6 protein-coding genes and 1 pseudogene are annotated in these 12,064 nt (G+C 39.8%); all 7 read right to left on the reverse strand.

What is annotated here, in order from left to right; genetic code table 11:
- Positions 1 to 32: 32 nt before the first annotated feature.
- Positions 33 to 923, reverse strand: a pseudogene (locus tag KJA58_RS04560) (porin); the annotation flags it as partial.
- Positions 924 to 941: 18 nt separating this feature from the next.
- Complete coding sequence (locus KJA58_RS04565) at positions 942 to 1,997, reverse strand: porin (RefSeq protein WP_213358394.1); 1,056 nt, start codon at positions 1,995 to 1,997, stop codon at positions 942 to 944.
- Positions 1,998 to 2,009: 12 nt separating this feature from the next.
- A complete protein-coding gene (locus KJA58_RS04570; RefSeq protein ID WP_213358238.1) occupies positions 2,010 to 4,865 on the reverse strand; it encodes a hypothetical protein in 2,856 nt (951 codons plus the stop codon).
- 76 nt (positions 4,866 to 4,941) lie between these two features.
- Positions 4,942 to 6,816: a HAMP domain-containing protein gene (locus tag KJA58_RS04575; RefSeq protein WP_213358239.1), complete on the reverse strand. Its 1,875-nt coding sequence runs from the start codon at positions 6,814 to 6,816 to the stop codon at positions 4,942 to 4,944.
- 5 nt (positions 6,817 to 6,821) lie between these two features.
- The gene (locus KJA58_RS04580) at positions 6,822 to 8,687 is read right to left on the reverse strand and encodes a PP2C family protein-serine/threonine phosphatase (RefSeq protein WP_213358240.1); all 1,866 of its coding nucleotides are present in this window, start codon (positions 8,685 to 8,687) and stop codon (positions 6,822 to 6,824) included.
- Positions 8,688 to 8,785: 98 nt separating this feature from the next.
- Entirely contained in the window at positions 8,786 to 10,060 is a 1,275-nt protein-coding gene (gene eno, locus KJA58_RS04585) for a phosphopyruvate hydratase (RefSeq protein ID WP_213358241.1), read from the reverse strand.
- Positions 10,061 to 10,072: 12 nt separating this feature from the next.
- Complete coding sequence (gene uvrB, locus KJA58_RS04590) at positions 10,073 to 12,058, reverse strand: excinuclease ABC subunit UvrB (RefSeq protein WP_213358242.1); 1,986 nt, start codon at positions 12,056 to 12,058, stop codon at positions 10,073 to 10,075.
- Positions 12,059 to 12,064 lie beyond the last annotated feature (6 nt).

Genomic DNA, 12,064 nt, shown 5'->3' on the forward strand with positions numbered 1-12,064 from the left:
GTAAGAAGCTTCTCTATTTTTAATAGAGAAGCTCATCCTCTAGACTTTAATTTATTCAAGGTGACGGATACTTTTGTTAGCACGTCTGCTTGTTCAGTCCCAGTCGCGGCAGCAGATCCTCTAAGAGTGGGATTCCAAGTGACAAGGTCCAATTGCTCAGAAGAAAGTTGAGGTTGCGCGACATAAGCTCCATCGAAGTCTATTTTGGCTCTCGCCCACTTAATACCGACGTAAGGAGAGATGAAGTTAAGTCTGTAAGCCAAAGCAAGCCCTACTTGCCACTCATTATAGTTTACAGAAACAGCTTTAGCTTTGCTCATATCAGGGACAAAAGGAGCTGTTCCAGAGTTGTGTAGGGGGAGTTTAGCGTCTTCTCCGATGAATCCTTTGGGATGAGTGATAGAGAATTGAGCGACGTTAGATACGACGTTGATTTGAGAGACTTGAGGTTTTGCCTGGGCATACTGGAACTCTGCTCCCAGGGTAGCGCACCCACATTCCCATAGGGCGCCTCTAGCACCGATACTCCAAGAGAATTCAGCATCTGAATAAAGTTCTACAAAAGCATTGTTAATGTTGACATTGGGTCGATCTTCTTTTTCTACAGCGGCTGTTTTCCCAATAAGTCCAATGAGGTTGAAGGCTGCTGAAGATCCTTTGATGTAGGCGTTAGTAGTACCTAGGGTGCAGAAGATATCGAAACGATCCCAGATATTGAGAGCAAGGTATCCTGCGTTGGTATAGAACTCGGATTGAGTCATATTTTTGTGTAGTGCTGCATTGATTCGAGGGCTTGATTCTAAATTTTCTGGATTTTCTGTCGCTGTGTTCCCAGAAGGAGCCGCGCTCATGCCTTGGAAAGTAGGTTGGACGTTAGTTTTAAGGAGTCTATTGAAGACGTAGTCGCCGAAGAAGCCCGCGCGTAAAGAGAGAGCGCGGGCTTAAGAGGAAAGGCTTTTCTTACAGAAAAGCCTATATATAAGAAGTTTCTCTATTTTTAATAGAGAAGCTAATTCCTTAGACTTTAATTTATTCAAGGTAACGGATACTTGAGTTAGTACATCTACAGCATCTGTATTAGCGCTGCCGGGATCTTCTGTTCCAACTAGGGTCGGATTCCAGGTTTGCATGTCTAATTTTTCGCCAGTTTCAGCTAGCTGTGGTTGTGTGATGTAAGCTCCGTCGAAGTCTACTTTAGCCCTAGCCCATTTGATGCCGATGTAAGGGGAGATAAAGTTAAGTCTATAGGCTAGAGCCAGTCCTACCTGCCACTCATTATAATTTGCAGAAACAGTCTTAGCTTTAGTGAGGTCAGGAGCTTTTGTTGTTTGTCCGTAAGGTAAAGGAAGTTTAGCCAGATCTCCAACAAACCCCTTAGGATGATCTATAGAGAATTGAGCGACGTTAGAGACGACATTGATTTGGGAGACTTGAGGTTTAGCTTGAGCGTACTGGAATTCAGTGCCAAGGGTAGCACATCCGCATTCCCAGAGAGCTCCTCTAGAGCCAATGCTCCAAGAGAACTCAGCATCTGTATAAAGTTCCACGAAAGCATTGGTAATGTTTGCATTTGGCCGTGTTTTACTAGTAGGGGTAGAATTTCCTGGATCTGAAGCTAATCCAATTAACCCGATAAGGTTAAAGGCGCTAGAAGATCCTTTGATGTAGGCGTTGGTAGTGCCTAGGGTGCAGAAGACATCGAAGCGGTCCCAGATATTGAGAGCAAGGTATCCAGCATTGGTATAGAGTTCCGATTGAATCATATTTTTATGTAAGGCCACATTATTTCTTTCAACAGCGTTAGTGGCATTAGAAACAGTTTGTGCTGCATCAGCTACCGCCACGCTCATGCCTTGGAAAGTAGGTTGGACGTTAGTTTTAAGGAGTCTATTGAAGACGTAGTCGCCGAAGAAGCCCGCGCGTAAAGAGAGAGCGTCGCACCAAGTGGAGCATGGGTCGCATGGATCTCTGCTAAGATACTTTGGTAAGTTAGGGATTGTTTAAAGGGTTTAGAAAAACCCTTTAGGCAATCCAGATCGATATCCGGGGGGAGGAGGCATGCCGTATTGGACGGGATCAGAGAAGAGGAGCCATTCTTGGGTAGTACTTAGATATTGTTCCCATTCCACCATGGGAAATCCGTTAGCGCCAGCATAATTAAAACCCCAGAGTTCTACTAGAGCGTTGCCTGGATTCACTGTGAATCCGAGGTAAGTATTATTCCAGTTAGAGTCAGCAAAAAGTAGAGGAGCGGGGTAGGCGAGTTTATGATGCCTCATAGCTGATAATGTTCGGAAGTATAGGTCTTCGTCGAAATGTGTTTTCTGTAGAGCTTGAAGGAGCATGCAGGAAAATAGATGGAGGAACTCTTTAGAAGATAAGAAAGAAAATTTGTTGAAATGATTTTCTAAAATTTCCTGGAGATTAATTTTTTTTATTTTTGAAGAAACTCCTACGTAAGAAGCAACTTTTTCGATAGCAGAGGGAACTAATTGTTCAGGAATTAAGGGGATAAGACGAAAAAGAGATCTACACAGAAGTTTTTTTATCTGTAAGTTAGGATGTTGAGTGTTTTGTTCGAAAAACTTTAGGGTTTTAGCGTAAAACTCAGGCAGAGTTAGGGAGAAATCTTCGAAGAAAGAAAGCATTTCTTCTGCTAAGGAGGAGAAGTGTAGGTCTTCCGTAAGCTTCAAGATTAGTGAATGAATTTCTTGTTTTGAGAGTGTGTATGAGGCTAAAAATAGCTCGTGTTGCTTGACCCATACATCACGAATCCAGGTATAGCTGTACCAATCATTATTCCATGCATCCATAAACAGTGGATGAGATGGGATTATGGAGAAAGCATGACTAGGAGATGATGTTATTAGACTATGACCATCCTCCAAATAGTTTTTTGTTTTTAGTGGTAAGTCTTTTAAAGCGTCTGCATAAAAAGCTATGAGTTCATGAGCATTTTCTGGATGTTTTTTTATATTCGTTAGCGAGACGTTCTCTTCAAAATAGCAGGAAGTGAAGGTGGATAAAGAGCCTCCAGAAATGTATGTCCACGGAGTGAATGGGAGAAAGTCCGGTACTTTTTGTTGTTGTTTTTGCTTGGGATATTGGTAGTGGGAAAGGATTCGATCAAAAGCTCCAGAAAGGAAATTATCAGAATGTACGAATGCGGTAATGCTTTGAATGATAGAGCTCACTTCTTCCTTGATAGTAGACACTGAGCGTTTATCCTGGATCTCCTGCTCCATGAAAGAAAAGAAGCTAGATAAGAATTGTACATACTCTGTCGAAGATTGTATAGGAGACCAAGCATAATTGTTTGCTCTTCCATGGGTAAAGAACAAACGGAACCCAGCAGCAGAGTCGGTGTATGGCGAACTAGCCGTTGGTAATAAATCTACGTCATATGCACTTTTGAAGTATTGAGGAAGTAGGGTGGTCAGAGATTTGAGAAAAAATTGAGGGAAGGAGAGTAGGTGCTTGGTTTTTTCTTTTATTTGTTCCCAGGCATATAGAGCAGCATTTAATTCTTGTTGGAATCGATGATGATCATAAGACAAAATTTGGTTGTCTTGAGAGTTTATAGGGTTTTGTAAGCGACTATTTACATAGTCTAGCTGTGATTGAGCTTCGTAGTATCTGGATTCACAGTCTTTGGCTTCAGCATTTAGCTTTTGCAGTAGATGATGGATAGTTTCTTCTAGGATGCTTCCTATACACGAAGGGTCTTCATTACGAATACCAAGACCTGCTAATAAGTGAGGCGTTGTTTTATCTGTAGGTTTCTCTGCCAACGTCGCTAAAGAGAGCTCCCAAACTTTTAATAAAGCGTTTTGAGACATATCTACAAAGGCATTCCTGGCTTGCTCATAGGCTTGAAGATATTGATGTGTTTCTGAAAAAAGGTGTTGTAAACCACTTTTCTCTTTGATCCCTTGCGTAAGGAGAGTTTGTTTTACTTGGTCTTGAGTAATACCAAAGGCGTGAAGCAGTGTAGATTGAATAATTTCATGAGCAGAGATGGAGGCTAAAGGATCTGAGAGTTTTTGGGTTAAATACTCATTGGCTAATAATGCTTGCAGTTGCTCTTCTGGTTGTTGCTCTGGAGAAAAAATTCCTGCTGAGGAAAATGCGTGTAATAGTTCTGGAGAGGATGCTATAGCAGCAAAAGGATCGGGATATAAGGAAGAAATTTCTACAGGGTTGTATAAATCTCCTAATGATGCGGATAAATTGATGGGAGCAAGGTATTCTTTGTCTCCAACCATTCTTGATAGTCGGCCGCTACTTAGTAGCTTATCAATATCTGTTATGAATTTTTCTGGATATTCTTTTTGAATAACGATAGCTAAAGCTGAGGCGAAGCATGTACCGACATCTTGCCGAAGGTAGGAGAGAAGTGCTGATACAGCGGCTCTACGAGCATGAGCAACAGTCAACTCTTCTTCTGGAGGTAAAGCTAATGAACGTCTAATAATGTTTTGTAAGGCTTTTTGTGTGGGTAGGAACAATCTTTTCAAAGTGTCTCTGATTTCCACCTTATTTTTGATTGCCTTCAACATGTTTAGTGTATGCTCGCGAAAAGGCGCTTCTTCTTGTCGAAAAGGTCCTAAGGGATAAATCCCCTTTGATAAAATTTCTATGGAGGAGACAACGATAGAAATATCTAATTCTCCAGAATCTGAAATGATTCTTTGGGATAATGCTCTGGCAAGTTTTAGATTTCTGAAAGCTAGGGGATTTAGGAACCTTTTGAAAGAGAATATGTAAGAGCTTTCTGCATCTTCTTCGAAAAAGATACTTTCTTCATCAGAAAGGTTTCTGGCATCGATGACGTCTTGAAAAACAGAAAGATGAAAATTTTTCATCACTCTAGAAAGTTTCGTTAATTTAAACTTTCTTTAGCATTTCTTTCATCTTTCTTCCAGTAAACTCTCTTTATTTTTATATGCTGTGTTCACTCATTTGATAAATGGAAATTTTTTTCTCTGCTAGATTTCTGATGCTTGCAGCATCTTCAAATAATTCCATAAGAGACTCTCCTTGTATGGGATGTAGGGAGTCTGATAAGAAAGGATTTATCTCTTCCGAGATGTCTAAAGAGATATTTTCATTGGCGTTAAGGACAATAAGAGAATCTCCAGGGGAAAGGAAATGTTTGGAAGGCAAAGAAACTTCTTCACAAGAAGCTTTTTTTCTCACAAATACTTTGGGTTGAGTTTCTCCAAAGAAAGACAACGTCACAGAGTTTTCTTTGAAACAGAAGTCTATGATGAGGAAGTTGACAGAATGATGAGGAGATAGGTTATCTTGGAGATTAGAAAAAACTTTGCTTCCAATATCTTCTAGTTTGGGAGTAGTGTCTGCTTGTGCAAGGAAAAGACTCTTAGCTGACAGAGCATAGAGGTACGAAGGAAGACCTTTATCTGTAGAGTAGCCTAAGGCGCCTATGAGATGCGTCTCAGTTTTAGAGTTTTTGCGTTCTACCCAGCCTTCAAAATATCCTCTTTGAGAAAGTTGAGATGTCTTATTGGTAAATTTTTGAATATTGCTTCCAAAAGGGTAATGGGGTTCTAAAAGGGTTGTTTTTAAAGTCTGTAGGAGTGCTAGTTCATTTCGTAAGGACTGGTTTGCTTGCCGCTCTTTGTCAGCTTTTTCCATAGATATGAGCAATCGTAGTAGGGTACAGTTAAATACGTTGCCTAGATCATTAACTTCATACCCATATCTATCGGGTTCGAAACGAACGTTATAATTTCCTTTCCAAGCAGCTTCCATGCAGGTCGTCAGTTCTTGTAAGGGCTTGCTTACTTTTCTGTTTAGTCGCGTCAGGACAAAAGCCATCAGAGAGAAAGTAATGATGTAGAAAAAGAGAATGATTAACGGCAAACGGAATGTTGTTAAGAGAAAATGAGATAGAGGTAGGAGAGATAGTGTATAAGTGTTTTCTATAGGTAATTTATCTAGAAGAAATCCTAGGTAGTATTTTCCTTCAATCTTTGCGCTTACTAAGTTGCTGTGTCTCATCAGCTTCGGTGTATAGATGGGAATGGCTGAGGAGGGCGTCTTAGATGTAATTTTTGGTCCATCAGGGACTAAACTTTCGAAAGTGTATGTGGATGAATCTAACAAAAGTTCTTTAGGCAGAAATTCTGAAGAACTTAAGAGTATCTCGCCTCTATGGTTTACGAGTAAAATATCGCCATGAGACAGCGTAATATTCTGAAAAAGTTCTTTTTGGAGAGTTTTTAGTTTTTGAAAAGCAATAAGAAAACCCGAGAGAGAGCTTGTTGTAAATCCATTCTTTGGTGTGTCTATTTCTTCAACGATAGCGATATAAGGAATTTTTTCTTGGGTTTGAGGATCTGAGACTTTTGTAATGAACGTCATCCCGGAATATCTAAACAGTTTACTTCTCAACGAGTTTTTTTGTGAGAGATTAAAGACAAAAGGATCGTTAGAATTTTTAGCCCATACTTTGCCTGTTTTGCTATCTAGCAAGCATAAATCGAAAGAATCTGAAACTTCTGATAATTCTGAAGAAACTATGGGAAAAAATGTTTGATCCTGCGTAGGTACAGTAAGTTCTTTTAGGGATATAGTGTTAGCAACTCTTTCTAAGAACAATTTTTTAAAAGACAAAACTTTCTTGATTTCTAAACTTAGGTTGGTTGCGTGAGCGCGGAAACATTGCTCCGTGGAATCTAAGGCTTCAGAAAAAGAGAAAAATGTAAAAATCCCTAAGTTTAAAAATAGAGGGATGGGAATGATAATGAAAAGAAACAACAAAATTCGAGTAGTAAAGGTTTGCTTAGGCATATTCTTTAGAGAAATTTAAAGATGAATAAAGTTATGTCATCATGTTGAGGTTGATCTTCGGCAAAATTTTTGACTTCTGTAAGAATCGCAGAAGAAAGCTCCTTTGCTGAAAGTTTATAATATTGCTTCAGACATTGTTGCAGTCTTTGTTCTCCGAACAAATGTTCTTTGTTGTTATGAGCTTCTGTAACTCCATCAGAATACAAAGCGATAACAGAGCCTTTTTGAGGTTTTAATGTTGATACAGGAAATATGGGAACGTTGGGAACAAAGCCCAAAGCCATCCCTGGATGAGAAAGTGTTGTTATTTTGCCCTCTGGGGATGCGTAGTATCCTGGGTTGTGTCCACAAGAGTAATAATCTATAGTACCTGAAGCATATGAGTATCGGTAAATGCAGAGGGTGACAAACATTCCTGTTTCTTGAGTGAAAGGGAAAAATCCTTCAGCGGTTTTTTTGACAGCATCTTCTATGGAAGAGAGTTCCATAAGAAATGTTTTCAGCATATTTTTGAGGAATAAAGAATGTCCACAAGCATTAACTCCTTTGCCCGAAGCATCTGCTATTACGACGAAAAATTGCGCTAGATCTCCTTCCCCCTTCACGAACACATCAAAAAAATCTCCTCCTACAGTAATCGCCGGAGAGAAGTTATATGCTGTAGTTATTCCTGGGTAGGAAGGGACTTTTGTTGGTAGAAGACTTCTCTGGGCTTGCTCTCCCAGTTGTAGTTCTTGTTGAGCAGATTCTTTCTTTCTAAAATTTTTTTCTGCCAGTTTTTGTTGGGTAGAGAGGTTGTGAAGGAGATCATTGAAGATAGCTCCTAACCGGTTGATTTCAAATCCGAATTTTACTTCCTTATAGGGAAGGGTATCCTCTACATGACGAGTTCGTGTCATTACCGTTGCCAATTTGCGAATGGGATAGGATAAAATTTTAGCTACACCGTAAGCAAAGAAGCTGCCTAGAAAAATAAATAGCAGGTAAGCGCAATACAAAAGTATTTTAAGTTTCAAGGGCTTTAAAAGTTGAGATTTGGGGCTATAGGATAGTAAGGCTATATCGAGCTCAGGGACTTCCTCTATAAATCCCCACATTTCTTGATCATTGTGATAAAATTTTATGAAAGAAGATCCTATTTTTAAGGTGTCTATGGTCAAATGTTTGCGGTCGATTTTTTCTGGCGTAGATGTTTTTAGTTGCTGCAAAAATAGTTTAGGATCAGAAGCTTTGATAATGAGGCCATCATGGGTAATGACGGCTGTCTGAATGATAAAGTTTTCTTGTTGGCTTACTAGAAGATCTTGGAAGAACTTTTCTGCGCTGTAAGTCGTTAATAGAGCGCCTTCTAATTTTTTAGATATTTTGTTGTAAACGTTAGATGCAGAGGAAATGATAATGGCTTTATCAGCTTCGGAATATTTTATGGAAATTTGAAAAGGTTCTTTTAGGGAAGTTTTTAATGTTTGTCTTTTTCCAATTTTCTCTGTTTGTGTTGACGCTATGATAGAACCAGACAATAGGTTTGGTGTTTCATTGTCAATTTTAACTAAAGATAGTTCACTATATACTTCTTGGAATAAGTATCGCATTTCCTGACTTAAAGAAAGGTCTGGAGAGGAAGGGAATTGCTCGTCAAGATCCAAAGCATCAGACAGAAAGGATAAAGCATTTTTTGATAGAGGGATAACTTTGGCTATAGTTGAAACTTTAAATGCGGAATCTTCTTCCAGGATTGTTGCTGCTGCAGCTACTGTTTTCTGGTATCGGGATTTTGCTAATAAGAAGATGTTTACTCCCAACGGGGTAATAATTGCCGCGCTGCAAGCGAGCCAAAGGCGGAAACCTATCGTTTTTATGAAGGGAATCATATTCGCATGATAGGAAAAGATAAAAAAAATAGTTAGCGGAAAAAATTCGGAGCTTTTAAAAGCTCCGAATGAAGAGGGGTGCTAGAAGAAAAGTTGTACTAGCAAGCAAAGATGTTGGAATCTCTAAACAGCGCTTGGCTCCCGAGTTCTGCTTCTATGGCCAAAAGACGGTTGTATTTGGCAATACGTTCGGATCGGGAGATAGACCCAGTTTTAATTTGTCCTGCGCTTAGAGCAACAGCCAGATCGGCTATAGTGGTGTCCTCTGTTTCTCCTGAGCGATGAGAAATGATCGTGGCGTATCCGTTACTTTGAGCGAGAGAAATGGCTTCTATAGTTTCCGATAGGGTGCCTATCTGATTAAATTTTATAAGCACGGCATTAGCAATACCTTGGGAAATGCTTTCAGAAATGATTTTGGGGTTAGTCACAAAAATGTCGTCTCCAACGATTTGAATTCTATCTCCGAGGCTATCCGAAAGGTGCTTCCATCCTTCAATATCATCTTCAGCCAAACCATCTTCTATCGAATCTATAGGGAATTGGTCACATAGTTTAGACAAGAGAGCTATTTGCTCCTTGCTAGTTCTTGAGCCAGCATAAAGACCAGCGGTGGGATCATAGAACGAAGAGGCAGCACAGTCGAGAGCTAACGAAATATCTTTGCCTGGAGTGAAACCGGCTTTTTCTATAGCTTCTAAAAGTAGAGTCAAAGCCTCTTCATTGGAAGCTAGGTTCGGGGCAAAGCCGCCCTCATCACCAACGCCTGTTGCCAAATTTTTTGTGTTGAGAAGTTTTTTTAGCGCATGAAAAACTTCTGCTCCCATACGTAAAGCTTCTGCAAACGTGGGGGCTCCTACAGGGCGAACCATAAATTCCTGGAATTCTAGTCCATTATCTGCATGCATTCCGCCGTTGATGAGGTTCATCATAGGACAGGGGAGAACAGAAGCGAAGGCGCCGCCTAAATAGCGGTAGAGGGGAATGTCTAGGGAGGCAGCAGCAGCTTTAGCCACGGCTAGGGAAACGCCTAAAATGGCATTGGCTCCCAAGTTTGATTTATTAGGAGTGCCATCAGCCTCACACATCATAGTGTCAATAAGGATCTGGTTGAAAACATTTTGTCCCACAAGAAGTTTGCGTAAAGTCGTATTTACATTATGGACAGCGTTCAAAACGCCTTTGCCAGAATAACGTGAGGGGTCGCTATCCCGTAGTTCCAAAGCTTCTTTGGTGCCTGTAGATGCTCCTGAAGGAACAAAGGCTTCTGCTTCGATGCCTAAATCGGTAAAGACCTTTACAGATACCGTGGGGAACCCTCTAGAATCTAAGATCTCTCGAGATTGAATATCAACTATAGTTACTTCTTGCATAAAGTTTTCCCTTTATCTTTGTTTGTACAACAAGAATTCCTTGTATTTTTGGATTAAATCTCTGTAGTAGGCAGCTTCTTCAAAAAGAAATTTTTGTGCTGCTTCTTTCATTTTCTTTTCGTATTTTTTTATGAATTTTTCTATTTCATGCTCTGAAAAATTGGAGATATCCTCCTCCAGTTCTCGATTCTTTGTTGATTCTTTCTTAGGAAGCAGGGAAGAGGAGATTTCTTTAATAATAGGTTTAGGAATGATCCCATGTTTTTTATTATAAGATTGTTGAAGTTTTCTTCGTCTTTGCGTTTCTGCTAAAGTTTGTGATATAGAGTCTGTTATTATATCTGCATAAAGAATAGCTTTTCCTGAAATATTCCTTGCTGCTCGGCCACAAAATTGCATAAGAGAAGAAAAACTTCTCAAAAATCCTTCTTTATCAGCATCTAGAATGGCTATCAGAGATACTTCTGGTAGGTCTATCCCTTCTCTCAGTAAGTTAACACCTATTAAAACATCGATATATCCTTTCCTTAAGTTTGCAAGAATCTCAGATCGTTCGGCAGTCTCTATTCCTGAATGTAGGTAAGCTGCTCGTATATTTAAATTGGATAAATAAGAGGAAATATCTTCGGCAAGTTTTTTCGTTAAAGAGACCACGATGATCTTCTCATTGGGATTTGCCTCTAATCGAGAACGAATTTCTTCTAAGAGATCATCGATTTGTCCCGATGCTGAACGCACTTCGATTTCTGGGTCTGGAATCCCTGTTGGACGGATTATTTGTTCAACAATATTGCCGAGGCTTTTTTCTATTTCTTCCTCTCCTGGAGTAGCAGATACATAGATCACTTTGCGAAAATATCTATAAGCTTCATCAAAGGTTAGGGGCCTGTTATCGTATGCTGAGGGTAGTCGGAATCCAAATTCTATTAGAGATTGTTTCCGAGATCGATCTCCATGATACATTGCCCGAATTTGAGGAAGGGTTCTGTGGGACTCATCGACGATCAATAGGAAGTCTTTAGGAAAATAGTCCAACAAGCAGTAAGGGGGAGCGCCTGCTGGTGCATTTGTAAAGTGAGCAGAATAATTTTCTATGCCTTTACAAAAGCCGATTTCTTTAATCATTTCCATATCGTATTTCGTTCGATTAAAGAGCCGCTCTCGTTCCACTGGGCGATCTTCGAAAAAACAAAGTCGATCTTCTAATTCTGTTGCGATGGAGCGCAAAGCTTTTTCTCGCACCTCTTCCGGAGTAACGTAATGAGATCCAGGAAATAGAGTGAATTCTTCTAAGGTTTTGATAAGGGAAAAATTGGTGGGGTGTAAAAGATTAATAGCTTCTAGCTCGTCGTCAAAAAATTCTAGTCGTAAGGAGAATAAAGTATCATAAGCAGGAACAATGTCTATAATGCTTCCGGTTTCTCTAAAGAGTCCTCTATCAGGGACATTTTCTGTGGCTTGGTAGTGCATTTCCGCAAGCCGGGATAACAAAAAGTCTCTGGGGTATCGTTCTCCTACTTTGAGAGACAGACTCATTGCTAGGTAGTGTTCTGGGGATCCTATGCCATAAATGCAAGAAACTGAGGCAACTATAATAGTGTCTTTCCTAGAAAGTAGGGAGCGTGTTGCAGAAAGCCTCAACTTATCTATCTCATCATTTATCAATAAGCTTTTTTCAATATAAGTATCGCTTCTTGCTATATATGCTTCTGGTTGATAGTAATCGTAATAGGAAACAAAGTACTCCACAGCATTAGTAGGAAAAAATTCTTTAAATTCTAAATATAGCTGTGCTGCTAACGTTTTATTATGAGCAAGAATAAGAGTAGGAAGACCTGTTTGTTCTATAACATTAGCAATAGTAAAGGTTTTTCCAGAGCCTGTGACTCCTTTAAGAACTTGTGCAGATTTACCCGTTCGTATTCCTTCTACTAAGGCTTTTATTGCTTCTGGTTGATCTCCACAGGGGGAATACGAACTGTTGAGAGAAAAACCCATGTAGTT

Origin of the sequence: Chlamydiifrater phoenicopteri (genome assembly GCF_902807005.1) — a bacterium.
In the GTDB taxonomy this organism is placed as follows: domain Bacteria; phylum Chlamydiota; class Chlamydiia; order Chlamydiales; family Chlamydiaceae; genus Chlamydiifrater; species Chlamydiifrater phoenicopteri.